At 46.6% G+C, this 25,284-nt stretch carries 23 protein-coding genes and 1 pseudogene; 18 read left to right on the top strand and 6 right to left on the bottom strand.

What is annotated here, in order from left to right; translation table 11 throughout:
* Positions 1-188 precede the first annotated feature (188 nt).
* The gene (locus EVJ21_RS13410) at positions 189-1,535 is read left to right on the top strand and encodes an FAD-dependent oxidoreductase (RefSeq protein ID WP_131466550.1); all 1,347 of its coding nucleotides are present in this window, start codon (positions 189-191) and stop codon (positions 1,533-1,535) included.
* Between the two features lie 39 nt (positions 1,536-1,574).
* On the opposite strand, the gene EVJ21_RS13415 is transcribed toward EVJ21_RS13410, so the two are convergent.
* Both EVJ21_RS13415 and EVJ21_RS13420 read right to left on the bottom strand, forming a co-directional pair.
* Entirely contained in the window at positions 1,575-1,757 is a 183-nt protein-coding gene (locus EVJ21_RS13415; RefSeq protein ID WP_035386443.1) for a PspC domain-containing protein, read from the bottom strand.
* A gap of 84 nt (positions 1,758-1,841) precedes the next feature.
* On the bottom strand, positions 1,842-2,777 hold the full coding sequence (locus tag EVJ21_RS13420; RefSeq protein ID WP_131490683.1) for an ABC transporter substrate-binding protein: 936 nt from the start codon (positions 2,775-2,777) through the stop codon (positions 1,842-1,844).
* A 125-nt stretch (positions 2,778-2,902) separates the two neighbouring features.
* On the opposite strand from EVJ21_RS13420, the gene EVJ21_RS13425 reads away from it, so the two are divergent.
* The 5 genes from EVJ21_RS13425 to EVJ21_RS13445 all read left to right on the top strand — a co-directional run bounded on the left by EVJ21_RS13425 (position 2,903) and on the right by EVJ21_RS13445 (position 6,896).
* A complete protein-coding gene (locus tag EVJ21_RS13425; RefSeq protein ID WP_131489031.1) occupies positions 2,903-3,883 on the top strand; it encodes a FecCD family ABC transporter permease in 981 nt (326 codons plus the stop codon).
* Positions 3,880-4,926 (top strand): FecCD family ABC transporter permease, encoded by a 1,047-nt coding sequence (locus EVJ21_RS13430; protein WP_131490684.1) that lies wholly within the window; start codon positions 3,880-3,882, stop codon positions 4,924-4,926. Before EVJ21_RS13425 ends, EVJ21_RS13430 begins: the two co-directional genes overlap by 4 nt.
* Positions 4,923-5,726 (top strand): ABC transporter ATP-binding protein, encoded by an 804-nt coding sequence (locus EVJ21_RS13435; protein ID WP_131490685.1) that lies wholly within the window; start codon positions 4,923-4,925, stop codon positions 5,724-5,726. Before EVJ21_RS13430 ends, EVJ21_RS13435 begins: the two co-directional genes overlap by 4 nt.
* 97 nt (positions 5,727-5,823) lie before the next feature.
* Positions 5,824-6,297 carry a hypothetical protein gene (locus EVJ21_RS13440; protein ID WP_131466358.1) on the top strand — a complete coding sequence of 158 codons (474 nt, stop codon included), beginning with the start codon at positions 5,824-5,826 and terminating at the stop codon, positions 6,295-6,297.
* A gap of 14 nt (positions 6,298-6,311) precedes the next feature.
* The gene (locus EVJ21_RS13445) at positions 6,312-6,896 is read left to right on the top strand and encodes an NADPH-dependent F420 reductase (RefSeq protein ID WP_071399018.1); all 585 of its coding nucleotides are present in this window, start codon (positions 6,312-6,314) and stop codon (positions 6,894-6,896) included.
* 37 nt (positions 6,897-6,933) lie between these two features.
* Here the strand turns inward: EVJ21_RS13445 and EVJ21_RS13450 are convergent, their stop codons facing one another.
* Positions 6,934-7,269, bottom strand: a complete 336-nt coding sequence (locus EVJ21_RS13450) for a TM2 domain-containing protein (protein WP_131466356.1) — start codon at positions 7,267-7,269, stop codon at positions 6,934-6,936.
* A 117-nt stretch (positions 7,270-7,386) separates the two neighbouring features.
* On the opposite strand from EVJ21_RS13450, the gene EVJ21_RS15465 reads away from it, so the two are divergent.
* The 3 genes from EVJ21_RS15465 (at position 7,387) to bsh (ending at position 9,062) form a co-directional block, all read left to right on the top strand.
* The gene (locus EVJ21_RS15465; protein ID WP_016509914.1) at positions 7,387-7,545 is read left to right on the top strand and encodes a hypothetical protein; all 159 of its coding nucleotides are present in this window, start codon (positions 7,387-7,389) and stop codon (positions 7,543-7,545) included.
* Positions 7,546-7,559: 14 nt separating this feature from the next.
* Positions 7,560-7,955, top strand: a complete 396-nt coding sequence (locus EVJ21_RS13455) for a hypothetical protein (RefSeq protein WP_131458207.1) — start codon at positions 7,560-7,562, stop codon at positions 7,953-7,955.
* Positions 7,956-8,087: 132 nt separating this feature from the next.
* Positions 8,088-9,062: a choloylglycine hydrolase gene (gene bsh / locus EVJ21_RS13460; RefSeq protein ID WP_131441538.1), complete on the top strand. Its 975-nt coding sequence runs from the start codon at positions 8,088-8,090 to the stop codon at positions 9,060-9,062.
* 34 nt (positions 9,063-9,096) lie between these two features.
* Here the strand turns inward: bsh and EVJ21_RS13465 are convergent, their stop codons facing one another.
* Positions 9,097-9,375 carry a hypothetical protein gene (locus tag EVJ21_RS13465; RefSeq protein ID WP_131490686.1) on the bottom strand — a complete coding sequence of 93 codons (279 nt, stop codon included), beginning with the start codon at positions 9,373-9,375 and terminating at the stop codon, positions 9,097-9,099.
* Positions 9,376-9,496: 121 nt separating this feature from the next.
* On the opposite strand from EVJ21_RS13465, the gene EVJ21_RS13470 reads away from it, so the two are divergent.
* Entirely contained in the window at positions 9,497-9,874 is a 378-nt protein-coding gene (locus EVJ21_RS13470; RefSeq protein ID WP_131490687.1) for a hypothetical protein, read from the top strand.
* 176 nt (positions 9,875-10,050) lie between these two features.
* A complete protein-coding gene (locus tag EVJ21_RS13475; RefSeq protein WP_131490688.1) occupies positions 10,051-10,452 on the top strand; it encodes a hypothetical protein in 402 nt (133 codons plus the stop codon).
* Positions 10,453-10,465: 13 nt separating this feature from the next.
* Here the strand turns inward: EVJ21_RS13475 and EVJ21_RS13480 are convergent, their stop codons facing one another.
* Together EVJ21_RS13480 and EVJ21_RS13485 are read right to left on the bottom strand one after the other, a co-directional pair.
* On the bottom strand, positions 10,466-10,675 hold the full coding sequence (locus tag EVJ21_RS13480; protein WP_070329018.1) for a YdiK family protein: 210 nt from the start codon (positions 10,673-10,675) through the stop codon (positions 10,466-10,468).
* A 16-nt stretch (positions 10,676-10,691) separates the two neighbouring features.
* Complete coding sequence (locus EVJ21_RS13485) at positions 10,692-11,387, bottom strand: CPBP family intramembrane glutamic endopeptidase (protein WP_236635546.1); 696 nt, start codon at positions 11,385-11,387, stop codon at positions 10,692-10,694.
* A gap of 213 nt (positions 11,388-11,600) precedes the next feature.
* Between EVJ21_RS13485 and groES the strand changes: the two genes are divergently transcribed.
* The 7 genes and pseudogenes from groES (at position 11,601) to EVJ21_RS13520 (ending at position 24,221) form a co-directional block, all read left to right on the top strand.
* Positions 11,601-11,885, top strand: coding sequence for a co-chaperone GroES (gene groES, locus EVJ21_RS13490; protein WP_016510840.1), 285 nt, complete (start codon positions 11,601-11,603; stop codon positions 11,883-11,885).
* Between the two features lie 43 nt (positions 11,886-11,928).
* Entirely contained in the window at positions 11,929-13,566 is a 1,638-nt protein-coding gene (gene groL / locus EVJ21_RS13495) for a chaperonin GroEL (RefSeq protein ID WP_131490689.1), read from the top strand.
* 186 nt (positions 13,567-13,752) lie between these two features.
* Positions 13,753-14,768, top strand: a pseudogene (locus tag EVJ21_RS13500) (helix-turn-helix domain-containing protein); the annotation flags it as partial.
* Between the two features lie 236 nt (positions 14,769-15,004).
* Positions 15,005-18,073: an anti-phage-associated DUF499 domain-containing protein gene (locus tag EVJ21_RS13505; RefSeq protein ID WP_131490690.1), complete on the top strand. Its 3,069-nt coding sequence runs from the start codon at positions 15,005-15,007 to the stop codon at positions 18,071-18,073.
* Positions 18,070-18,660, top strand: coding sequence for an anti-phage-associated DUF3780 domain-containing protein (locus tag EVJ21_RS13510; protein ID WP_131490691.1), 591 nt, complete (start codon positions 18,070-18,072; stop codon positions 18,658-18,660). The genes EVJ21_RS13505 and EVJ21_RS13510 overlap by 4 nt, the downstream gene beginning before the upstream one ends.
* Complete coding sequence (locus EVJ21_RS13515; RefSeq protein ID WP_131490692.1) at positions 18,660-21,500, top strand: anti-phage-associated DUF1156 domain-containing protein; 2,841 nt, start codon at positions 18,660-18,662, stop codon at positions 21,498-21,500. Before EVJ21_RS13510 ends, EVJ21_RS13515 begins: the two co-directional genes overlap by 1 nt.
* Positions 21,501-21,503: 3 nt before the next feature.
* The gene (locus tag EVJ21_RS13520) at positions 21,504-24,221 is read left to right on the top strand and encodes a phospholipase D-like domain-containing anti-phage protein (RefSeq protein WP_131490693.1); all 2,718 of its coding nucleotides are present in this window, start codon (positions 21,504-21,506) and stop codon (positions 24,219-24,221) included.
* Positions 24,222-25,284 lie beyond the last annotated feature (1,063 nt).

The following is a 25,284-nucleotide window of genomic DNA, read 5'->3' on the forward strand; positions in this document are numbered from 1 at the left end:
ACCGTTCCGGTCGCGGAGCGGTTTTTTTGTCGTCATAACCGTCGTTCAAACTTTAGACATAATTACGTGAAAAACTGAGCAAAGGGATTGTCAAACCTTCTTGTGAAATAGTACACTAAGTTCAGAAAGCGAATGTGATATTTGTCACAAACACTAACTTGCCTACAACTCAAAGGAGAGACTACCATATGAAAATCGCAGTCATCGGATGTACACACGCAGGAACAGCAGCAGTCAAAGGCTTACTCGCCAAGCACGACAATCTCGACATCACCGTGTATGAGCGGAACGACAACGTCAGCTTCCTCTCGTGTGGGATCGCCCTCCACGTCGGCGGCGTCGTCAAACGCGCTGAAGAATTGTTCTACTCATCACCGACCGAGCTCGAAGAACTCGGCGCGACGATGCGCATGAAGCATGACGTGTTGAACATCGATGCGGAAGCGAAGACGGTCCACGCCAAAAACCTCGAGACGGGTGCAGACGTATATGACACGTTCGACCGTTTGATCGTGACGACAGGATCTTGGCCGATCGTCCCGACGCTACCTGGCATCGAGATGACTGGGATCGAACTTTGCAAAAACTATGGTCACGCTCAGCGCATCATCGAGCGGGCTAAGGGTGCGACAAATATCGCCGTCATCGGTGCCGGCTATATCGGCGTCGAGCTCGTCGAGGCGTTCGAAGTGTACGGCAAGCACGTCACGTTCATCGACAGTGCTGACCGCATCTTGAACAAGTACCTCGACAAGTCGTTCACGGACCAACTTGAAGCCGACATGACGTCACGCGGTATCGACCTTGAGCTCAGCCAAACGGTCGAAGCGTTCCGCGGCACAGACGGAAACGTCACGCACGTCGTCACCGACAAAGGTGAGTTCGAAGCCGACCTCGTCATTCTATGTGTCGGTTTCCGCCCGAACACGGGACTGCTCGCAGGACAAGTCGACATGCTCGGCAACGGCGCCATCATCGTCGACGAATATATGCGCACGAGCAACCCGGACGTCTTCGCAGCCGGTGACAGCTGTGCCGTCTACTACAACCCGGCGCGCACACATGCTTACATCCCGCTCGCGACGAACGCCGTCCGCATGGGTACGCTCGTCGCCGAGAACCTCGTCACACCACGTGTCCGTTACCAAGGGACACAAGGGACGTCGGGACTCCGTCTCTATGACTGGAACATCGCCTCGTCAGGCCTCACGGAAGAAGCGGCCGGATTGTTCGGCCTCGACGTCGAGAGCGTCGTGATCGAGGACGCGTACCGTCCTGAGTTCATGCCGACGTCGGAGCCGGTCCAGTTCAAACTCGTCTATGAAGTCGGCACACATCGTGTCGTCGGGGGACAAGTGCTCTCGAAAGCGGATATGACGCAAGCGGTCAACACGTTGTCGCTCGCGATCCAAAACGAGATGACGGTCGAAGAGCTCGCCTACGTCGACTTCTTCTTCCAGCCGCACTACAACAAGCCGTGGCACTTCATCAACAGTGGAGCGCTCGCGGCGATGAAAGACAAAGTCAACGCATAACGCAAAAGATTCGAAAGCAGCCGCTTTCGAATCTTTTTTTTATAGGTAACGTGGCGCGTCCTGCATCGAGTTGGCGAGGATGATGTAGACGAGGATGTTTCCGGGCATGATAAGAAAGAGTAACCGGACGCCGAGCGAGGACATGCCGAAGTACTCGGCGATGCCGCCGCAGACACCGGCGAGAGAACGGTCGGTCGCGGATTTTCGAAGAGCACGTTGCATAAAGTAGACTCCCATCTCGAATTTGATATGTAAATTTTACCATATGTGTATAAAAAAAAGCGCGCCGATTTGGCGCGCTTGTGCTTATTTCAAGATGGTGACGAGTTCGTCGAGCACTTCGTTGGCTGACAAGACGCCGCCTGACGTGTTCCACGTATCGTCGCTCACTTCGGTCACTTCACCGGCCTTGACGGCTTTCAAGTCTTTCCAAAGCTGGTTCGACTGCCATTCTTCGGCCGTCTTCGATCCGTCCGCACCGCCGTATGTGAAGTAGACGATATGGTCGCCGTCCATTTCGGGGATGCGTTCCATCGTGACTTCTTCAGCGAATTCCGTGCGGTCTTGTGACGCTGGGCGTTTGACGCCGACGTCACCTAAGATGACGCCTGAGAAGCTGTCCGTGAAGTAGATGCGTGACGCGCCAGGAAGGAAACGGACGACCGACAATTCTTTGTTCACGGCGTCGCCGAGCTCAGTTTTCGTGTCTTCGACGTGTTGGTCGTAGTCAGCTAACACATCTTTTCCTTTGTCTTCGAGGTTGAGGGCGTTCGCGTAAAGCGCGAAGTTCTCTTGCCAGTCGCCTTTGAGCGTCTCTGACATGACCGTCGGTGCGATCGCGTTCAGTTTGTCATAGATGTTCTCTTGGCGAAGTTTCGTACCGATGATGAGGTCTGGATCGAGTTTCGCGATCGCCTCGAGGTTGACCTCGCTCTCTGTCCCGACTTCCGTCACATCTGTCATCTCAGACTCGATGTGCGGGTACCATGGGTCACCGTTCCATGATTTGACGGCACCGACTTGTTTGACGCCGAGGGCGATCAACGCCTCGGTCCCTTCGTTCGTCAAGACGACGACGCGTTTCGGTTCTGTTGGGACTTCAGCCGTGCCCATGGCGTGCTCGACCGTGCGTGTCGCTGCTTCTTCTGATTCGTTCGAGTTGCTTGCCTCTTCCGACCCGCCGCAAGCAGCGAGGACGACGGTCAGACAGAGCGTAAGTAACGCTAATCCAAGTTTTTTCATATGAATAAAGTCTCCTTTGAATAGTAAGTTTTCCTTCCCGAATATAAGTGATAATGATTATCACTGTCAACCCCTTTTTCTAACAGCGAGATTTTGCTATGGTAGGGGAGGAAAGAAGTGAGGAAATGATGAAACCGTGGATCAAACTATTTGCCTTGATCATTGCATTACCAATCTTGAGTTATATCAGTTTACGGGTCGGCGTCATCCCGGTCGGTCACGAAGACGTGCTCGGCTTAGGCGGTGACGTATCTTCAAAGGCGATGATCGCCTTAGAGGACAACCGGATTCCGCGGACCGCCGTCGCCCTCGTCGTCGGGAGTGTCCTCGGCTTGGCCGGACTCTTGTTTCAACTCGTGACGCGCAACCCGCTCGCGTCACCCGATATTTTAGCCGTCAACGCCGGGGCGAGTCTTGCCATCGTGCTCGTGACGTTGTTCGGGTTCAGCAGCATCGCCTCGTTCACGACGGCCGCACTCATTGGCGCTTTCATCGCCGGTGTCATCGTGTATCTCCTCAGCGCGAACGGTGGCAACGTCATGTACATGACGCTCGCCGGTGCATCGCTCGCGGCGCTGTTCAGCTCGTTCACCCAATCGATTATCGCGTATGAGGAAGGGGCGCTCGACGAAGTGCTATTTTGGCTGACCGGGTCGGTCGCGGGACGATCGCTGACGCTCGTGACGACGCTCTTGCCATGGATGATTGGCGCGACCGTGCTCGTCATCTTCATCAGTAAAGAACTTGAGACGTTGTCGCTCGGTGATCAAGTCGCCCGTTCGCTCGGTCAAAACGTCGGTGTTGTGAAATTCGTCGCCGTGACGCTCGCCGTCATCTTGTCGGCGTTCGGTGTCGCGCTGGCCGGTCCGATCGCTTTTGTCGGACTGCTCGCCCCGCACCTCGCTAGGTACATGTTCGGTACGGCGTTTTTCGCGAGGTTGCTCGGGAGCGCCCTGCTCGGAAGTGTGCTGTTGCTCGCGGCCGATATTTTCGGACGTGTCATTTTATTCCCCCGCGAAGTCACGGTCGGTGTCGTGCTCGCCGTCATCGGTGGAGCTTTCTTCATCTATCTCGTCAGTGCTAGACAAGGAGTCTTTAAGTCATGAAATCATACAGTTTTCGAAAAGGCCCGTTCTCGTTCACGCTCAGGAGGCGTGAAATCGTCTTGGCGGTCGCTTTACTTATCGGTCTCATCATTGCCATTTATTTAGGTCTCGCCATCGGAGAAACGTTTTTGACGCCGTGGTCACTCGGGGCACTTTTCGTTGGATCGGGTGATGCGTTCGCGGAGCTCATCGTCTTCGAGTTCCGGATGCCGCGCGTCTTGATGGCGATCACCGCCGGGGCTTGTCTCGCCGTCAGTGGGCATTTGTTACAGCTTACGATCAAGAACGAACTCGCCTCGCCCGAGATTTTCGGGATCGTCGGCGGGGCAGGGGTGGCGACGGCGACGTTCTTCACCGTCTTCACCGACGAGCGGACGAATCAATTGTCCGTCCCGCTCGCCTATATCCCGTTCGCCTCATTTGCCGGTGCGCTCGCGGTCGGGGCGTTTCTGTTTTATTTATTGAAGCGCGGTGTCCCGCCGGTCCGGCTCGCACTCATCGGGATCGGGATCAGCATCTTCTCGCAAGGCATCGTCCAGTTCATGATGCTCGCCTCGAACGTTTACCGGAAGAACGATATCCAACAATGGTTGACCGGTACGGTGTACGCAGCGACGTGGAAGCAACTGACGATCATGGTCCCGCTCGCGATCCTGTTTTTACTTGCCGCTTTCTTAATTGAACGGCACGTCCGGCCGCTCCATATCAGTGAGGCGGTCGCGACGAGCATCGGGGTGCCGGTGCGCGGGATCCAGCGGGGGACACTCTTGTTGTCGTGCCTACTTGCCGGCGTCGGTGTCGCCTTCGTCGGCGCCATCGGCTTCGTCGGACTGATGGCACCGCACATCGCCCGTCAAGGATTGAAACTGCCTTATGTTTGGGCGACACTCCTCGTCGGGGCGACGATCGTCGTGTTGGCGGACGCGATCGGGCGGACAATCTTTTATCCGTATGAGCTCCGGACCGGTGTGATGACAGCCGTCATCGGTGCGCCGTACTTCTTCTATTTACTTCGCCGTATGATGAAAGGAAGCATGAGATGAATACATTTGATTTACAGCAAGTCGCCATCGGCTATGAGCAGAAGACGGTGCTCGACGATTTGACGTTCTCGATCCCACACGGAAAGATCACCGTGCTCATCGGCGCGAACGGGTGCGGGAAGTCGACCCTCTTATCGACGCTCGCCAGGCAACGCGCCGCTTTGGCAGGCACGGTCTCGTTCCGCGATAAGCCGCTTGACGCTTACCGGGCGAAGGAGGCGGCCCGGCTCATGGCGTTTATGCCGCAAGTGAACGTCGCTCCGGACGGCCTGACCGTTGAACAGCTCGTCCGCTTCGGCCGTTATCCGTATCAGACGTTCTTCAAGCGCTATTCGGAAGACGATGAGCGCGCCGTCGAGCGAGCGCTCGCCTTCACAGACACGGTCTCGCTCCGGGACACGCTCGTCAGCAACTTGTCGGGTGGGCAGAAGCAACGCGTCTGGATCGCCCTCGCGCTTGCCCAAGAGTCGGAGACAATCCTTCTCGATGAGCCGACGACGTATCTCGACATGTCGCACCAAATCGAGATCCTCGACTTGATGTACCGGTTGAACCGGTTGGAAGGCAAGACGATCATCATGGTGCTCCACGACCTGCATCTCGCTTGTCGTTACGCCGATCACGTCATCGCACTCGCGGGCGGCAACGTGTATCGTCAGGGCAGTCCGAACGACGTCGTCGATGAGACGTTCATGAACGACGTCTTCGGCTTAAAAGTCGTCGTCACGAAAGACCCGCTGTACGGGACGCCGCTCTGTATCCCGTACTCGCATTACGAATTGAATGAGAAACGTCCTTGAACACCTAGTCTTCGGACTAGGTTTTTTTTCGTCTGAACCCGGGGAAGAACTAAAAGAAAGCTGATGTGTCCCTGTGTTTGTAAAAGGAGGAGCCAACATGAGTAAGAAGGAAAAACAGCCGTACCATATCGTCACGTTCACGTTTCCAGAAGAGTCGATTTCGTATCAGGCGTTCAGCAAGTTGAAAAAGTATCACGCCGACGGGCTCATCGGGTTTGAACAACTCGTCGTCATCAAGCGTGAGGACAACGGGGCGTTTTCATTTGAGGATGCGGTGCAGTTGAAACCGGTGACGAAGTCGACGAAAGGCGCGTTGATTGGGATGGCAGTTGGTATCCTCGGGGGTCCGTTCGGGATTCTGTTCGGGACGCTGACCGGTGGACTAATCGGCGGGACGAAAGACTTGAAGCACGTCCAAAGCATTCAAGAGACGTTCAAACGGACCGTCGGCAACATCGAGCCCGGGCAGACCGGTGTGATGGGGATTGGGGAAGAGTTCGACCCGTCGGTGCTCGACGGGCTCGCAAGCGAGCTCGGTGGAACGATCACGCGGACGGATGAAGAATTATAAGGGGGACTTTATACATGAAGATCGGGATATTAGGCGCCGGCAAGGTCGGGCGGACGCTTGGCCGCAAGTTCGAGGACGTCGGCTATGACGTGTTATACGGGACTCGGACCGAACGGGAAGGGACGATGTCGCTCCAAGAAGTGGCGTCAAACAGTGACGTTCTGTTACTGACGACTCCGTTCGCGGCGGCGATCGATTTGATTCAGTCGCTCCGGGATTTGGACGACAAGATCGTCATCGATGTGACGAACCCGATCGCCAAAGAGTTTGACGCGATCGAGCGGCCGGAAGGGAAGTCCGGGGCCGAACATCTGCAGGACTTAGCCCCGCACGTCCGCATCGTCAAAGCGTTCAACCAGACCGGCGTCGAGAACTTGGAGAACCCGAACATGTCGATGATGTTCATCGCCGGGGACGAGCAGGAGGCGGTCCGGGCCGTTCAAGGCTTGGCCTCGAAGATCGGCTTCGACGCGCATACGCTCCATCACTTGAAGCTCGCCCGTGAACTCGAGTCGCTCGCGTGGTTATGGATCCATTACGCGACGAAAGAGCGGAAGCATCGTAACTTCGCATTCTATTTGAAAGAGAATAACTTCTGAAAAAAGACGGTCACGCGATTGCGTGGCCGTCTGATCGTTAAAAGGCTGCTTGTTGCTCGTTACGAGTTTTCAACGAAGCGATCGTTTCGCTTTCGATTGCCTCGACTTCGCGTTGTTGCCAGCCAGGCATGAGGAACGCGTCGACGAGTGCCCAAATACCTGTGATGATGGCACCAAAACCAATCGTCAAAACGACCATCAAGAGCATGGCAATGCCTGTTCCTGTTTTCTTGAAATAGAAGCGGTGAGCGCCTAAAGCGCCGAGGAAGAACCAGAGCAAATAAGCGACGACGAGACTGCGTTTCTTTTTCTCGACTTCGCTGTTGACGAGGAGCATTTCCTCAGTCGTTAAATCGGTACGTGAATAATTCATGGTGTGGTGTGCCTTCTTTCCAAAAATTGATATAATAAATGCATTCTTTATTGTACCGGGAAACGGATGAATTCCCATGAATTTCTATTTATTTTTTTAGAAGAGAGGAAGAACCAAATGGGCTTTGCCATTTTGACGTTCATCGTCGCGTTTATTCACATCATCGCGGGAGCGGTCGTGTTACATAAGTATCCGCAATATAAATCGATTGCCATCAGCGTGATTGTCCTTGGCTTCATGTATGGACTATTGACGGTCGGGTTTATCGTATTATGAAGAAGCGTTCGGTAATGCTTCGTGTTCGGGAGAAATTTTCGAACCAAGACGTACTGAAACTAGGGACGGGCGTTATGCTCGGGATGGTCGTAGTGGAACTCCTGCTCGGGGACGTGCCTCAAAGTACTTTGATGTCGTTCGCGTTAGTTTTTTATTATTGGCGCCATGACGTGGCGTATTCACAGGGTGACGCGACGGGGAAAGCCATCGGGGAACAAGCAAGTACGTTCACGCTTCGCGTCGTGATTGTCGCGTTGATGATCGGGTTCTTCATCTCGTTTCGGGTCGAGACAATCGACTATTCGTTGCGCGCGCTCATGCATTACGGACTGGCGCTCGTCTTCGGATTAAAGGGCTTTGGTCTCTGGTTTTTTCAAGACCTGGAACCTTCTGTCGAACGTCACGTATAACATAGCGAGCGAGACCGGTGAAGCGACAGCTTGACCGGTCTTTTGTCGTCAGGAACTGTGGTTGAAGTCTCCAGATAACGTGAATAGACCAAAGAGTGTCGTTGTCTGTTTTGGAACGGAAGGAGTCCTGTTATGTGTACAGCCATCACGTATTCGACAAAAGATCACTATTTCGGCCGCAATCTTGACCTGAACGTCTCCTATCACGAACAAGTGACGATCACGCCTAGGAACTATCCCTTCACATATAGACGCGTGGGCGACGTCCCTCATCATTACGCGATGATCGGAATGGCGACGGTCGTCGATGACTATCCGCTTTATTATGAAGCGACGAATGAAACAGGTCTCAGTATGGCCGGGCTTAATTTTCCGGGGAACGCCGACTTCAAACCGGAGGCGAGCGGTTTAGATAACGTGACTCCGTTCGAGTTCATCCCGTGGATACTCGGACAGTGTGCCACGGTGGGCGAGGCGAAGCAACGACTTGAGACGATCAACTTAGTCAACATCGATTTCAGCAATGAACTGCGGCTGCATCCGCTCCATTGGATGATTGCCGACCAACAGCAGTCGATCGTCGTGGAGCCGCTCAAAAACGGGTTGCGCGTCTACGACAACCCAGTCGGCGTGTTGACGAACAATCCGTCGTTTGACTATCAATTGTTCAATTTGAACGACTACCGTCATGTGTCGACGAAGCTACCGGACAACACGTTTGCGAAAGCACTCGAGCTCGAAGCGTATTGCCTCGGCTTAGGCGGTCATGGCTTACCCGGTGACTTATCGTCGACGTCGCGATTCGTACGAGCGACGTTCGCCAGATTCAATTCGGTCTCCGGGCAGACTGAGTCGGAGAGTGTCAGTCAGTTCTTCAAGCTACTGGACACGGTGATGCAGACACGGGGGCTGAATGAGGCAGCGGACGGGACGTTCGAATATACGATCTATTCGTCTTGCTGCAATATGGACCGAGGCATCTATTATTATCAAACGTATGAGAACAGCCAGATCACGGCCGTGTCGCTGTTCAATGAAGATTTAGACGGGACGCGGCTGATTGCTTATCCGCTCGTCACCGGGCAACAGATTCATTACGCGAATTAAGACACAGCCTGCTTCCTGAGAAGCGGGCTGTGTCTTAGAGTGTATCGTTATAGAGCGGGGCTTCAGCGTCCGTGCTGATGACTTTCAAATGACGCTCGTTTTTCACATAGACGCTTTTATACGCCACACGTTCATCTTCATAGAATAGGATGACGCGGTTGCCGTCGTTGTCCGTCTCGACTTTCGGTTCATATTGTGCGACATCAATCGTCTCTTCGAGCACGCCATATTCTTCGTATGTTGACAGGTCGTCTGCGTTTGAACAGGCGACGAGAAACAGGGAAGCAACCGTCGCGAGAAGTACTTTCTTCATCAATATCTCTCCTTATTTGATAGTCCGTCTATCAAATATAACGTAGATTGACGTTTTTTTCAAAAGCGAATGAAACTTTGATCATTTTTCTTCGTATAGATTGAACAGAGGAGGGGAAATGATGAGCGGACGTAACATGGCAGTAGCGGTGAGTATTGGCTTAGTGGCTGGGTCCGTCCTATTCGGTGTGTCCTCGCATCTATTGCTTCTCATCGCGAGTGTGCTGTTTTATCGGTGGCACCGACGAAAAGCCGGACAGTATCCGACCTCGATCAGAGAACGCTTGTTTTGGCGCTCTAGTGAGAAGACATGGCTTGTCGCAATCATCGTGTTCATTGTGATCTTCTTAATCGGGTTTGGTGCGACGCGTGTGACGCAATCGACACAACAGTTCGCACTGACCGCGTTGACGTATTTGTTTGCGACAAAAGGACTGTTCTTGATGAATGAGATACATACGTATGAGCAAACGGTTGAACAGGAACAGGATGAGAGGTAAGGCATCTGGCTTTGACAAAGACGAGATGACAGAACGGGTACGACAATAGGCTGAAGCGGACATTCGACGCGTAGTTGCTCTATTGGCAAATCGAGCGTGAGTTGAACGAAGGCCTTTATTTCATTTCACTTTATAATGAAGAACGGAAGGACGTCTGTATCGTGAGGAGGGACTTAATGAGGAAAAAATTATTGTTTGCGTTTCTGCTCTTTAACCCAATCGTGTTTGTATTGGGATGGTGGAATGGGGAGTTCATCATGATCACGTGGGTAGCGTTCGGTGTTGTCGTGCACACGTATTATCATGAGCAACTTGAACGGCTCGACGCCGAGACAGTCATATCGCTGAAACGGACTGTCGATTCGAAGTTGGTATCGTCGCTCTCCTTCACAACGATTTTCGTATTTTGTGTTGTCATCTGGTTCTTTGATGAGATGACCGTTCCGTTACTTGATACGCTGTACGTCATCGTTGGATTGGTGATGGTACGACGGGGTCTTTTGCTTCGACGCGCCATACTCGATGAAATGATTGATACGACAAATATTGTTTACATGAAGAAAAGCCCGAGCTCCTAAGCCCGGGCTTTCGTTATGCAGATTTGTCTGACCCGTCTTTTTTCTCTTTCCGAGCGAGCGTCAAGATTTGGTACACCTTGAAGAAGTCGTAAGCGGCTACGGCGATGATGAAGTACGTCCAGAAACTGAAGCCGTACTCTTGCACCGAGTAGTAGGCGAGGACCGTAAACAGAATCCCGAACGAGAGACTGAACAAAAACATGACTTTTAAGTGTCGCGGCATATGTGCCACCTCATTTCTACATTAAAAATAGTACGACCATGACGAGCGCATTGTTGAACGCGTGAATCGCGATCGGGACGATCAAGCGACGCGTCTTGGCGTAAGCGACCGTGAAGGCGAAGCTCATCGCCACATAGACAAGGATCTTGTTGTCGCCGTGGATGAGTGCGAACAAGAGTGAACTGACCGCAAACGCGATCCAAAACCCGAACCGGGCGCTCAAGTTCCCGAACAGGATGTGGCGGAACAAAATCTCTTCCATAATCGGTCCGAGCAAGACGACTGAGAGCGTCATGACTGGGACGAGACGGACGATATCAGCGATTTGCTCGGTGTTTTGTGACCCTACGAGATCACCTGATATCGCGGTCTCAATCAGGTTGGCGACGATGACGAGCCCGTACTGCATCAAAATCCCGAGCCCGATCCATTTGACCGTGTCGTTTAAGTTCGACTGGATGCCTTGTTGCTTATACAGCTTCAAGTCCGGCCAAAGCAAGAAGAACGAGATGACGATCGTTAAACTGAAGCCGATTGCGAACCAAAGGCCGGTCGACAGCGGGGTGATCCACTCGGGACGGACTCCACTAATGAGAAGCGGGAAGAACTGCACGAACGCGTAGAGGAGAATTGGGATGATGTGCCGGATCCGAATGTTAGGCGCCATCGAAAACCGGGTATTTATCGATTGGTTTGAGTTTAATGTGGCCAATTCAACACTTCCTTATTCACAAGAGTTAAGCGTTCCTTTTGACCATTGTAACAAATAAGGTCTCTTGACCGCGAGTGGAAGCATTTTTCGATGTTCCCGCTTGCATTTTTCATCGTCTCATACTACACTAAACAGTGTTAGCACTCCATTTTGATGAGTGCTAAAACTTACGATACAACGATACATCATTCATATTCGGAGGAGGTTTTTTCAATGTTAAAACCACTAGGAGATCGCGTTATCATCGAAGTCGTGGAGAAAGAAGAAAAGACGATCGGAGGCATCGTGCTTCCTGACACGGCGAAAGAAAAGCCGCAACAAGGGAAGGTCCTCGCAGTCGGCACAGGCCGCGTGACAGACCAAGGCGAGCGGATCGCTCTCGACGTCAAAGAAAATGATTTGGTCATCTACTCGAAATACGCGGGTACCGAAGTGAAGCATGATGGAAAAGAATACTTAATCGTTCGTGAGAGCGACATTCTAGCAATCGTAGGCTAAGACTCACCATTTTTCAAAAATCTTTTTTAGGGGGAAATGAACAATGGCAAAAGAAATTAAATTCTCAGAAGACGCACGTCACGCGATGCTTCGCGGTGTCGACGCACTCGCTGACGCGGTAAAAGTAACAATCGGACCGAAAGGACGTAACGTCGTCCTCGAGAAGAAGTTCGGCTCACCACTCATCACGAATGACGGTGTGACGATCGCGAAAGAAATCGAACTCGAAGATCACTTCGAAAACATGGGCGCGAAGCTCGTCGCGGAAGTCGCGTCGAAGACGAACGAAGTCGCAGGGGACGGTACGACGACAGCGACAGTCCTCGCTCAAGCGATGATCCGTGAAGGTCTCAAAAACGTCACAGCGGGCGCGAACCCGATGATCCTTCGTAAAGGGATCGACAAAGCGGTCCGCCGTGCGCTCGAAGAACTAAAAGCGATCTCGAAACCAATCGCGTCGAAAGAAGCAATCGCGCAAGTTGCTGCCATTTCAGCAGCTGACGAAGAAGTGGGCGAGTTGATCGCAGAAGCGATGGAACGTGTCGGCAACGACGGCGTCATCACGATCGAAGAATCACGCGGCTTCACGACTGAACTCGATGTTGTTGAAGGTATGCAGTTCGATCGTGGATACTTGTCACCATACATGATCTCAGACTCAGACAAGATGGAAGCGGTGCTCGACAACCCGTTCATCTTGATCACAGATAAAAAGATCTCGAACATCCAAGAAATCATTCCAGTGCTCGAGCAAGTCGTGCAACAAGGGAAACCTATCTTGATCGTCGCTGAAGACATCGAAGGCGATGCGCTCGCGACACTCGTCTTGAACAAGCTCCGTGGTACGTTCAACGCGGTCGCGGTCAAAGCACCAGGATTCGGCGACCGTCGTAAAGCGATGCTCGAAGACCTTGCGACGCTCACAGGCGGTCAAGTCATCACAGAAGACCTCGGTCTCGAGCTCAAGTCGGCGTCACTCCAACAGCTCGGACGCGCATCGAAAGTCGTCGTCACGAAAGACACGACAACGATCGTTGAAGGTGCTGGCGATGAAGCAACGATCAAATCGCGCGTTCAAACGATCCGTAACCAGATTGAAGAGACATCGTCTGACTTCGACCGTGAGAAGCTTCAAGAGCGTCTCGCGAAACTCGCAGGCGGCGTAGCCGTCGTCAAAGTTGGCGCAGCGACAGAAACAGAACTCAAAGAGCGCAAGCTTCGCATCGAAGACGCGCTCAATGCGACACGCGCAGCGGTCGAAGAAGGCATCGTCGCAGGTGGCGGTACAGCCTACATCAACGTCATCCCAGCGGTTCGCGCACTTCTTTCTGAAGTGACAGCGGATGAAGCGACAGGTGTCAAACTCGTCCTCCGTGCGCTTGAGTCACCGGTCCGTCAAATCGCGGAAAACGCGGGTGAAGAAGGTTCGGTCATCGTCGAGAAGCTCAAGAACGAGTCGGTCGGCATCGGCTACAACGCCGCGACTGGCGAGTACGTCGACATGATCGCATACGGTATCGTCGACCCAGCGAAAGTGACGCGCTCTGCGCTTCAAAACGCGGCATCAGTATCAGCCATGTTCCTCACTACAGAAGCGGTCATCGCAGACAAGCCAGAACCAGCAGGCGCTGGCGGCATGCCTGACATGGGCGGCATGGGTGGAATGGGCGGTATGATGTAATAATTGCCCAAAACTTCTTAAATTAGCGGGTCTATAAAATTAAGATTATTCAAATTCTATTTTCTGAATCTGAATTCCCGAAAAACATTTTTTAATTGGAGAAGACCTCTTGTAAGTTGATATTCTCCCCAATAGGTAGACAGATGAAATAACAAATCTGTTTATCTGATTGGGGAGTGTTTTTTTATGGTGAGAAGTCGGCATTCGATTGAACAAAAACTGGGTGCGCTGCGCATGATGGAAGAAGAAAAATATACTTGGAAGGAAATCATGGAGGCTCATAACGTCTCTGAGAATACCCTCCGGATGTGGAAAGTCAAATTCGATACCGGTGTGGGATCGACGCGTTGAAGGAATCAAAGACATGGAGACCTTATACCAAGGAACAGAAAATCGCTGCCGTCCGTGACTATCTCGACGGGGCCACCACGATGGAAATCCTCTCCAACCATAAAATCAGTGATGGGTCTGTTCTTCGAAAATGGATTAGGAAGTATACTAGTCATAGCGAGTTAACAGATTCGAGATAAGGGATGGATCGAGCTATGACAAAAGGGAGAAAGACCACGTTCGAGGAACGGATTGAGATCGTCAGATACTGCCTGGAGAATGAACGAAACTATCAACGGACGGCCTTACCAGCAGGTCTATGGCTGGACGAAAAAATATGATACCGACGGTGTGCATGGACTCGAGGACCGGCGAGGACAGACGAAGTCAGAAGAGGAACTGACCAACGAGGAAAATCTAGAACGTCGCATCCAACAGATCGAGCGTGAGAACGAGCGCCTGCGGGCCGAGAACCTGTCCCTAAAAAAGTTAGAGGAGATCGTGAGGAGAGATTGATCAGCCGAATCCGGCTACAACTGCGATACACAGCCATCGAAGAATTGTCGACAGCAGATACATTCTCGGTCGTGCTCCTTTGTGAGATCGCGCAGGTCTTACGGGCCCACTATTATAAATGGCTGAACCGTGCCATCTCGGTACGCGAAGAGGAAAACTTGAGCTTACTAGAGGATATACGTCTCCTCTATGACCAGGTGAACGGAACCTATGACTATCGACGGATCACCATAACGGTCAATCGCAGACATGGTCTGCCGGCATACAATGAGAAGCGCATCTATCGTCTCATGCGCATCCATGAGATCCGTTCGGTCATCCGCCAGAAGCGAAAGCAGTACAAAAAATCGTCACCGAGTTAAATAGGGGTCTTTTTGTTTTTGATTCATCATCGTAATTCGTAGTTGGTTTCATATTCTAGGCGTACTAGCTGATATTAAAAAAGTCGATACAAGAGACTTACTATGCAACACCTCTTTGAAACGATAAAATCTACTATATAAGATAAGTTTCCTTGATAAGCACTTATGCAAAATTCTTTACCTATTTTTTTAGATAGGTGAAAAAGTATAAAAAAGAAAGGAATAATAAAATGAGAACAATTAAATTAGCATGTCAATTGCAACCTAAGGCCCTTGAGGTAAACGTTGGTGATCAGATAGAACAATTAGATCAAATTATTAAAGAAACTGATGGTCACGAATATTTCAAAAAAACTTTTATAACTAATGGTATGGAAACTCTTCTTTCTAAAGGTATAGCTCGTCTCGCCGGAAAATCAAACGATACTGTATTCCATCTTAAACAAGCAATGGGCGGAGGGAAAACGCATTTAATGGTAGGATTTGGGCTTCTTGCGAAAGATCCAGCACTTAGAGAAGCACAAGTAGGTTCTATGCCATATCAGTCAGACTTCAGTACAGCCAAGATAGTCGCTTTCAATGGGCGTAACAACCCTCATACCTACTTTTGGGGAGAAATTGCCAGACAATTAGGTAAAGAAAGTTACTTTAGGGAGTATTGGGAATCTGGTGCTAAAGCTCCAGATGAACAATCATGGATAGAAATTTTTGATGGAGAAGAACCTATCCTTATTCTGTTAGATGAGATACCACCATACTTCCATTACTACAGTACTCAAGTATTAGGGCATGGTACGATAGCTGATGTTGTTACTAGAGCATTTTCAAATATGCTTACTGCAGCTCAAAAAAAGAATAATGTTTGTATTGTGGTATCAGATTTAGAGGCTGCTTACGATACTGGCGGGAAATTGATTCAACGCGCACTCGACGACGCTACACAGGAATTAGGGCGTGCGGAGGTATCAATTACGCCAGTTAATCTCGAATCTAATGAAATTTATGAAATTCTTCGCAAACGTCTCTTTTTATCTATGCCCGATAAAACTGAAATAGCTGAACTTGCTACTGTTTTTGCCTCTCGACTTTCAGAAGCAGCTAAGGCAAAAACAGTTGAAAGAAGTGCTGAGTCTTTGGCTAATGAAATTGAATCCACTTATCCATTTCACCCTAGTTTTAAAAGTATTATTGCTCTATTCAAGAATAACGAAAAGTTTAAACAAACACGTGGTTTGATGGAATTAGTTTCACGTCTATTAAAGTCGGTCTGGGAAAGTAACGAAGATATATATTTGATTGGTGCTCAACACTTTGATCTTGCTCTTTACGATGTTCGTGAGAAATTAACTGAAATATCCGAGATGCGAGATGTTATTGCAAAAGACCTTTGGGACTCAACTTATAGTGCACATGCTCAGCAGATAGATATTAATAAAGGAAATAGTTACGCAAAACAGGTTGGAACCCTTTTATTAATGGCCAGTCTTTCAACTGCTGTAAACTCAGTAAGAGGACTCACTGAGAGTGAAATGCTTGAGTGTTTAATTGATCCAATTCGCCAAGGAAATGATTACAGAGTAGCTTTCGGTGAACTTCAAAAGTCTGCGTGGTATTTACATCAGACTCAAGAAGGCCGCAACTACTTTAGTAGACAGGAGAATTTAACAAAAAAACTTCAAGGTTATGCTGACAAAGCACCACAAAACAAAATTGATGAGCTGATACGTCATCGACTCAAAGAAATGTATAAACCAGTAACTAAAGAAGCTTATGAAAAGGTTTTACCTCTACCAGAAATGGATGAAGCAGAAGCTGTACTTAAAACAGAACGAGTTCTCCTGGTAATTAGTCCAGATGGAAAGACTCCCCCTGGTGTTATAGCAAACTTCTTTAATGAGATGGTTAATAAAAATAATGTACTTGTCTTGACTGGCGATAAGTCTTCTATAGCAAGTATTGAAAGAGCTGCTCGCCATGTTTATGCAGTGACGAAGGCGGATATGGAAATCCAAAATTCACATCCACAGAGAAAGGAACTGGATGAAAAGAAAGCTCAATATGAACAAGATTTTCAAACAACTGTCCTTACAGTATTTGATAAGCTTCTCTTCCCAGGAAATAATCGAGGACAAGACGTACTTCGACCAAAAGCTCTAGATAGTACTTATCCTTCAAATGAGATCTATAATGGGGAACGACAGATTGTAAAAACACTAGCATCCGATCCAATTAAATTATACACAGAGGTCACTGGAAATTTTGATGCGCTTCGTGCTAGAGCAGAATCATTACTTTTTGGTAACCAAGATCAGGTACGAAAGATTGATTTAATCGACAAAATGAAGCAAAAGACTCAAATGCCATGGCTTCCAAATAGAGGATTTGATCAATTAGCTATTGAAGCATATCAGCGAGGTGTATGGGAGGACTTGGGTAACGGATATATTACGAAAAAGCCAAAACCAAAAACTACTGAAGTTATATACACCGAGGAAACTTCACCTGATGATTCTGGTACAGTGAGACTAAAAATTGATGTAGTAAATGCAGGGAACAATCCAAAAGTTTACTATGCTGAAGATGGTGAGGTTTCAGAAACCAGTCCCATTTTAAGTGAAAATATATTAGTAACCAAAGCTCTCCGTGTACAGTTCATGGCGGTTGATCCTACTGGGGAAAATCTTACTGGTCCCGCTAGAACATGGAATAACAAACTAACATTGAGGAATAGATTTGATGATTCAACGAGAACAGTAGAGTTATTTGTCGCCCCACATGGTTCTATTAAGTATACTCTTGATGGTTCTGAAGCTCGAAACGGTATCAATTATGTAGGTCCAATTCAATTGGGATATGAAGAAACAACTGTTTATGTCTTTGCCGAATCTGATGGTATTGAGGAAAAGCGTAACTTTACATTTGCCAAGTCAGGATCTACAGAAGTTCCCATTATTAAAGAAGCACCAGCTATTCTATTTAGCCAATCGCCGAAACGGTTGGATAGTTCTACTAAAACTTATGAGGGGCTAAAGGTTGCTAAGGAAAAAAACATTGAATTTGAACAGGTTATGTTAATGTTGGGATCTGCACCACAGGCAATAAATCTATCACTTGGTGAAATGAGAATCAGTGCAGATTTTATTGAAAAAGAGTTAAAAAGTCTTCAAACTCTTCTTAATCCTGATGCACCTGTTATTATGACATTTAAAAAGATCTATACGAATACAGGTTATGATTTGGAGCAGTTTTCCAAGCAAATGGGTATTGAAATAGAAAATGGTGAGGTAGAACAAAAATGAATAGGACTACAGATTTTGGAGCGCCAATAGAATTTGGAATGCATCATTTTTATGTAGAAATTCCAACATCTCCTAAGGAATCTATCAGTATATTTGAAGATTTTGGATTTGATGGCGATGAATCTCGCCGTGAGACTATCGAATGTAGATTAATTTTAGCTCGCGAGCTTTGGACCAAAATTCGGGACGATGCTAGACGAGACTTCAACACACGCTTAAAAAGTAAAAAGCAAAGTACTGGTAGTTGGACAACTGGAAAAGTCAAGTTAGATAGATTTTTAGGTAGAGAGTTATGTGTTTTGGGATGGGCAGCAGAGCATGCAACCCCCGATGAGTGCCTAGTAATAAGTCAAAAATGGTTAGCGCTACGTCCGGAAGAACGATGGTGGCTATATAGCAAAACTGCCTCTGAAGCGGGACTTGAAAATCAGTTCGAACGGGGTTGGCGTAAAGCACTTTACTGTGCATTATCTGACGGTACGAGTATTAAATTAAGACCAAAAAAGAAAACTAAGATAAAAGAAGAACAATTAAGCCAAGAAGAGACGTTATCTCTTTTTGACTTCATTGATAAAGGAGATATCTGATGGGACTAGAACCATTTCAATGGAAAGATAAACCTGCACTTATTGAACATCTATTTCCAGTGCAGAAAATTTCAGCAGAAAGCTATAAGGAACAGATGGCGGGAGCGGGTAAAACCCTTACTGCTTTAGGTAGTTACTGGAAAGGGAGAAAGCCTCTGATTCTTAACAAAGCATGTATATTGGGTTCATTGCTTCCTGCCACAGAAGATTACCTAAAGGATTTGGAAATATTCGAACTATTGATGGGAATGGATTTTGAATCCATGCGAAAACGTATAGAAGTAACTCTTCCTGCTTCAAAAAAGGGAACGGCTGGACAATATCTTGTATTGCCGTTCAACGATCAGGTTCGAAAAGCGAAACGACCGGAAGAGATTGATGAATCCTTATTTAATCATGTATGGTCAAGAGTAAATAAACATCTTGGAACTTCTGCTACATCTTTTCCTGAATTAGTAGAACAAATGGGGATCGCTCGCTTTGGCAGGCGTCCAAAGGTTGCTGATGTTTTTTCTGGGTCAGGACAAATACCATTTGAGGCAGCACGACTGGGATGCGATGTTTATGCTTCAGATTTAAATCCTATTGCATGTATGCTTACTTGGGGCGGTTTCAATATTGTCGGAGCTACACATGAGAAGCGCGCTGAATTGGATAAGGCTCAGAACAGCTTGATTAAGCAAGTTCAAAAAGAGATTGATGATCTTGGGGTTGAAACTGATGGAAGTGGTTGGAGGGCTAAGGCTTACTTGTATTGTGTTGAGGTCATGTGCCCTGAATCTGGATGGATGGTACCATTAATTCCAAGTTTGATTATTAGTCGTGGTTATGGCGTTATAGGTGAACTAATTCCCGTCCCAGAAGAAAAAAGATACGATATAGTGGTTAAATATGTGGATACACCAGAAGAAATCGATGAAGCATCTAATGGTACTATAAAAGGTGGGGAAATTGTTCATTCACCAAACGGATATACGACCTACCGTACAAAAATAAGTACAATCCGTGGTGATTATAAAGAAGGTAAAGAGAATAAAAATCGACTTCGATTATGGGAGAAGAGTGACTTTTCGCCACGTAAAGAGGATATTTTTCAAGATCGACTTTATGCTGTGATGTGGATGCGTCCAAAGCAGAAAGGTCGAGGTGATGAATATGAGTTCCGTACGGTCACCAATGAAGATCTGACTCGAGAAGAAAAGGTTGTACAATATGTAAGTGAACACTTAGAAGAGTGGCAGGAAAAAGGTTACATCCCAGATATGGTTATTGAAGCGGGTGACAAGACCGATGAGCCAATTAGAACTCGTGGTTGGACTCACTGGCATCATTTATTTAACCCAAGACAGCTGTTAGTAGGTGCTTTATTTAGAAAACGTTTAGAACCACACGAATACCCTCAGTTTGGACGCTTCTTAGATTATAATGCGAAATTATGTATGTGGGATTCATACCCTGGTCCGGGTCGAGCGGGCAAAACTCAACACGTTTTCTATAATCAAGCTTTAAATACTTTTTATAATTATGCTTGTAGAGCAAGTGAATGGTCCAAAGAGTTTTTTACAAATGGAAAATACAAGACTTTTCCTTGTGAATTTGAAACAAATGTTAACGCTCATCCTGCTCAAGACCTTGAAGTGGAAAACGACATTTATGTTACAGATCCACCCTACGGTGATGCAGTTAAATATGAAGAAATCACCGAATTTTTTATTGCATGGTTCCGTAAGAATCCTCCTAAGGAGTTTGCACATTGGACTTGGGATAGTCGACGTTCGTTAGCTATTAAAGGGGAAGATGAAGGATTCCGACAGGGTATGGTAGCTGCTTACCGTAAGATGACTCAAAAAATGCCGGACAATGGAATTCAAGTTTTAATGTTTACGCACCAAAGTGGGGCTATCTGGGCAGATATGGCAAATATCATTTGGGCAAGCGGTCTTCAGGTGACTGCGGCTTGGTATATCGTAACGGAAACCGATTCTGCTTTAAGAACAGGGGCAAATGTTAAAGGAACCATCATACTAGTTCTACGAAAACGTCATCAAGAGTTGCAAACCTACCGTGATGATCTTGGTTGGGAGATTGAGGACGCTGTTAAAGAACAGGTAGAGTCATTAATCGGATTAGACAAAAAAGTACGAGACCAAGGTTCTGAGGGACTTTACACAGATGTTGATTTGCAGATGGCCGGTTATGCTGCCGCTTTAAAGGTTCTAACGGCCTATTCCCGTATTGATGGTAAAGATATGGTGACAGAAGCAGAGGCGCCTCGTCAGAAAGGTCAAAAAACTTTTGTTGACGAATTGATAGAATTTGCAGTCCAAACAGCTGTCCAGTTCCTTGTACCAGTTGGTTTTGAAAAGGGAGAATGGCAGAAGCTACAGGCGGTTGAGCGTTTTTACCTGAAAATGGTTGAGATGGAGCATCAGGGTGCTAAAACGTTAGATAACTATCAAAATTTCGCTAAAGCTTTTAAAGTTTACAACTTTGACCAATTGATGAGTGATAATTCAAAAGCTAATTCTGCAAGATTAAAGCTATCAAGTGAGTTTAAAAGCTCAATGATGTCTGGAAGTTCTGAAATTGCCCAAACACCTTTGCGAGCCTTATTATATGCTTTATTTGAGCTTTCTAAAGAAGTAGAGGTGGATGACGTATTATTACACCTTATGGAAAATTGTCCTAACTATCTCCCGAACAAAATGTTATTGGCTAAAATGGCAGATTATCTGGCAGAAAAAAGAGAAGGAATTAAAAGTACTAAAATTTTCAAACCTGATTTAGAAGCAAGCTATGCTCGTGTACTAGCAGAATCAATAAGAAATCAGAGGTTATAAGATATGACGCTGGAGCGTATTTCTTCTAGAACCGAAAGATTAGATACTGATTTTTTGGCTAAAACACTAAAAGGAGCATCAAAGTATTTTCGAATTGCAGGGTATTTTAGAAGTTCTATATTTGAGTTAGTTGGAGAGGAAATTTCTAAAATTCCAGAAGTGAAGATTATTTGTAACTCGGAGCTAGATTCAATTGATTTTCATGTGGCTAGCGGCAGAACTACAGCCCTTAAAGAACGTTGGAATGAAGTTGACGTTGAAATAGAAGCCCTATTAAAAAAAGAACGCTATCAGTTACTCGACCAGTTATTACAGTCCGGTAATGTAGAAATTCGCGTTGTCCCAAGAGAACGACTGTTTTTGCACGGAAAGGCAGGATCAGTACACTATCCAGATGGTAGCCGGAAATCGTTCATTGGATCTGTAAATGAGTCAAAAAGTGCCTTTTCCCATAACTATGAACTTATATGGCAGGATGACGATAAAGAGAGCGCTGACTGGGTAGAAGAAGAGTTCTGGGCCTTGTGGACAGAAGGTGTCCCTCTTCCAGAAGCTATTTTAGCAGAAATTAATCGTGTGGCTAATCGTAAAGAAGTCACGGTAGAAGTATTGCAACCTGAAGAGGTCCCAGCTGCAGCAATGGCTGAATCTCCAATTTACCGAGGTGGAGAACAATTACAACCATGGCAGCGTTCCTTTGTGACCACATTTTTAGAACATAGAGAAACATATGGAAAAGCCCGTTTACTTCTTGCAGATGAAGTTGGAGTAGGTAAAACACTTTCAATGGCGACCAGTGCCTTAGTCAGCGCTCTTCTTGAAGATGGTCCGGTTCTTGTTCTTACCCCGTCTACTTTAACAATTCAATGGCAAGTTGAAATGATGGATAAGCTGGGAATTCCCTCAGCTGTTTGGTCTTCTCAAAAGAAAGTATGGATTGGTCCAGAGGGTCAAATTTTATCACCTCGTGGTGTCGCATCGTCTATAAAAAAATGTCCTTATAAAATTGCCATAGTGTCCACAGGTTTAATTATGCACCAGCGAGATAAAAATGAATTTGTCAAAGAAGCTGGAATACTTCTAAAAAATCGATTCGGAACTGTTATCCTTGATGAGGCACACAAAGCAAGATTGAGAGGCGGACTTGGAAACAAAAGACTCGAACCCAATAATCTCCTTGCATTTATGCAACAAATTGGAAAGCAAACTCGGCATTTAATATTGGGCACGGCGACTCCCATTCAGACAAACGTGAGGGAACTTTGGGACCTCCTAGGAATTCTAAATAGCGGTGCAGAGTTTGTTCTTGGGGACTCTTTATCACCTTGGCGAAATCATGAGCGAGCAATTCCATTAATAACGGGTAAAAATAAAATTTCCACCGAGCAAGATGCATGGCATTGGTTGAGTAACCCGCTACCACCTGCATATGAACATCATATTATCCAGCAAATTCGTGATTACTTGTCGATTGATGCAAAGTCTTTCTTTTGCGGACATAGGTTTGAAGATTTAGATTATATGATTAAGAATATGTGGCTTTCTGAATGTTTGGATTTGGTCTTTTTCAAAGAAAATAATCCCGTATTACGTCATACCGTTTTAAGAAAGCGTAAACAACTTGAAGACGATGGTCTGTTAGAAAGAGTTGGAGTTAATACTCACCCAATAAGCCAAAAGCTTGCCCAATATGAGTCTCGCTTCATAGGGTTGGGGATTCCTACCAATACACCTTTCCAAGTTGCGTATGAAAAAGCAGAAGAATTTAGCAGTTTGCTTCAATCTAGAACCAAAGCTAGCGGATTTATGAAATCGTTAATGCTACAACGTATTTGTTCAAGTTTTGCATCTGGCTTAAATACTGCCCAAAAAATGTTAAAACACTCTATTTCCAATGAGGATGAAGATCGTATTGAAGAAGTAGAACATATACTTTCTGGAATGACTCATGCAGAAATCCACTGCCTGAAAGAGATAGAGAAACAACTTTCACGACCTGAAGCCGTAGACTCTAAATTTAATACATTAAAGTGGTTTTTAACTGAGTTTAAGACTGATGGAAAAACGTGGCTCGAGCACGGTTGTATTATTTTTAGCCAATATTATGACACTGCAGAATGGATTGCTAAAGAGCTCTCGAAATCAATTACAGGTGAAGTAGTGGCAGTTTACGCTGGAGTTGGAAAAAGTGGTCTCTTTCGAGACATGCAATTTAATAATGTTGAACGTGAGGTCATCAAGGCAGCTATTAAAACCCGTGAAATTAGACTCGTAGTTGCAACTGATGCAGCCTGTGAAGGATTGAATCTTCAAACTCTAGGGACACTAATTAATATCGATCTCCCCTGGAATCCATCTAGGCTCGAACAGCGATTAGGTAGAATTAAACGATTTGGGCAATCTCGTAAGTTTGTAGACATGCTTAACCTTGTTTATAGCGAAACTCAAGACGAGAAAGTGTATAATGTATTATCAGAACGCCTGCGTGACACATATGATATTTTCGGAAGCCTACCAGATACGATTGATGATGACTGGATAAAGGATGAAGAAGAGCTTCAAAAAAGAATGAATGAATATATTCATGAAAGGATAAAGGCGCAAGATGCTTTTACTGTAAAGTATCGTACTACTTTAGATCCTAAAGCTCATTTATGGGAAAGGTGTTCGTCCGTATTATCTCGTAGTGACATTGTCAGAAAACTTAGTGAACCGTGGTAATATAATCCATTAAATTATAAAAAAGTATTTTAAATACAAAATGAATAGTTCTCCTTACAAGGACACAAGAAACTGAAAAGCTTAAAAAGGCTCTCCTGAGATTGAAATATGGGAGTCTTTTTGAGTTACTGGTCATAAATATTTCTACCTTAGTTTGAATTGTCTCCACTACGTTTAATTGTAAAAATCCTATTTTTTGCTACATTAATTAATTTTTACATTGTCAAGAGAACTATTTGACTTCATAAAATTAAGATTTTAGAAATACCTAATATTTATTTAAAATATCCATCAAGAAACTATTTTTTTAGTAAAGTGTCTTACCTAGATAGACTAAAATTTCATTGTCTGTGTGGCACTTTAACATGGAAATATATAAAGTTATTGTTTGCGTCACAGAGATCTGTCCCTACTTGGTAAACGAGAACATATTTACAAAATAAATAGAGTGTAAAGTGAAATAATTCTATCTCAAATAGTATACTTCTAATTTGAACTCTATCCGTTATTTTACATCCCTCATCTTTGAAAATCCGTTATAGTGGATGCAATGATTGAATAACGGGGAAGGACGAGGAAAAGATGAACCAGTATTATTTAACAGAATGGAAAGCATTAACGAAAGCAACGGAAGTGATACTACATTTATATATGGTACGATTACGGCCATTGAAATGTACCAGCGTTGCGATCTTATTTATCAAAGAGTGACAAACAATTTGCCAAGCGATGCTAAGGCGCAGACCAGCCTTCACAATGCCTTCCTATAATTGATGTTCACACCCCACGGTGTGACATCGTTACATGGGAGGTATTTTTTATGCTCCGCTATTCCGACATCCTTAAACTTAAAGAGCAAGGCTCCAGCCTGCGAAGTATCGCGTCTAGCACCGGAAACTCACGTCAAAAAGTGACGGAAGTGATCGAGAGAGCGCCCCAAAAAAGCTTGATGGGTCCATTCGACGATGAGATGACTGACAAGTGGATTGAAGAATTCTTGTTCCCTGAGAAGACGATGAATCGTCAGGTAGACACCCGATCGACTTTGAGTATGTGTATAAAG

This window comes from Exiguobacterium sp. SH0S2, assembly GCF_004337185.1.
Lineage (GTDB): Bacteria > Bacillota > Bacilli > Exiguobacteriales > Exiguobacteriaceae > Exiguobacterium > Exiguobacterium aurantiacum_A.

Coding starts and splice junctions, on each gene's coding strand:
- EVJ21_RS13455 (WP_131458207.1), top strand. CDS start 7,560: ATGCTTCGTGTTCGGGAGAAATTTTCGAACCAAGACGTACTGAAACTA.
- groL (WP_131490689.1), top strand. CDS start 11,929: ATGGCAAAAGAAATTAAATTCTCAGAAGACGCACGTCACGCGATGCTT.
- EVJ21_RS13520 (WP_131490693.1), top strand. CDS start 21,504: ATGACGCTGGAGCGTATTTCTTCTAGAACCGAAAGATTAGATACTGAT.
- EVJ21_RS13515 (WP_131490692.1), top strand. CDS start 18,660: ATGGGACTAGAACCATTTCAATGGAAAGATAAACCTGCACTTATTGAA.
- EVJ21_RS13425 (WP_131489031.1), top strand. CDS start 2,903: ATGATGAAACCGTGGATCAAACTATTTGCCTTGATCATTGCATTACCA.
- EVJ21_RS13410 (WP_131466550.1), top strand. CDS start 189: ATGAAAATCGCAGTCATCGGATGTACACACGCAGGAACAGCAGCAGTC.
- bsh (WP_131441538.1), top strand. CDS start 8,088: ATGTGTACAGCCATCACGTATTCGACAAAAGATCACTATTTCGGCCGC.
- EVJ21_RS13480 (WP_070329018.1), bottom strand. CDS start 10,675: ATGCCGCGACACTTAAAAGTCATGTTTTTGTTCAGTCTCTCGTTCGGG.
- EVJ21_RS13445 (WP_071399018.1), top strand. CDS start 6,312: ATGAAGATCGGGATATTAGGCGCCGGCAAGGTCGGGCGGACGCTTGGC.
- EVJ21_RS13450 (WP_131466356.1), bottom strand. CDS start 7,269: ATGAATTATTCACGTACCGATTTAACGACTGAGGAAATGCTCCTCGTC.
- EVJ21_RS13415 (WP_035386443.1), bottom strand. CDS start 1,757: ATGCAACGTGCTCTTCGAAAATCCGCGACCGACCGTTCTCTCGCCGGT.
- EVJ21_RS13430 (WP_131490684.1), top strand. CDS start 3,880: ATGAAATCATACAGTTTTCGAAAAGGCCCGTTCTCGTTCACGCTCAGG.
- EVJ21_RS13470 (WP_131490687.1), top strand. CDS start 9,497: ATGAGCGGACGTAACATGGCAGTAGCGGTGAGTATTGGCTTAGTGGCT.
- EVJ21_RS15465 (WP_016509914.1), top strand. CDS start 7,387: ATGGGCTTTGCCATTTTGACGTTCATCGTCGCGTTTATTCACATCATC.
- EVJ21_RS13420 (WP_131490683.1), bottom strand. CDS start 2,777: ATGAAAAAACTTGGATTAGCGTTACTTACGCTCTGTCTGACCGTCGTC.
- groES (WP_016510840.1), top strand. CDS start 11,601: ATGTTAAAACCACTAGGAGATCGCGTTATCATCGAAGTCGTGGAGAAA.
- EVJ21_RS13465 (WP_131490686.1), bottom strand. CDS start 9,375: ATGAAGAAAGTACTTCTCGCGACGGTTGCTTCCCTGTTTCTCGTCGCC.
- EVJ21_RS13510 (WP_131490691.1), top strand. CDS start 18,070: ATGAATAGGACTACAGATTTTGGAGCGCCAATAGAATTTGGAATGCAT.
- EVJ21_RS13435 (WP_131490685.1), top strand. CDS start 4,923: ATGAATACATTTGATTTACAGCAAGTCGCCATCGGCTATGAGCAGAAG.
- EVJ21_RS13440 (WP_131466358.1), top strand. CDS start 5,824: ATGAGTAAGAAGGAAAAACAGCCGTACCATATCGTCACGTTCACGTTT.
- EVJ21_RS13475 (WP_131490688.1), top strand. CDS start 10,051: ATGAGGAAAAAATTATTGTTTGCGTTTCTGCTCTTTAACCCAATCGTG.
- EVJ21_RS13505 (WP_131490690.1), top strand. CDS start 15,005: ATGAGAACAATTAAATTAGCATGTCAATTGCAACCTAAGGCCCTTGAG.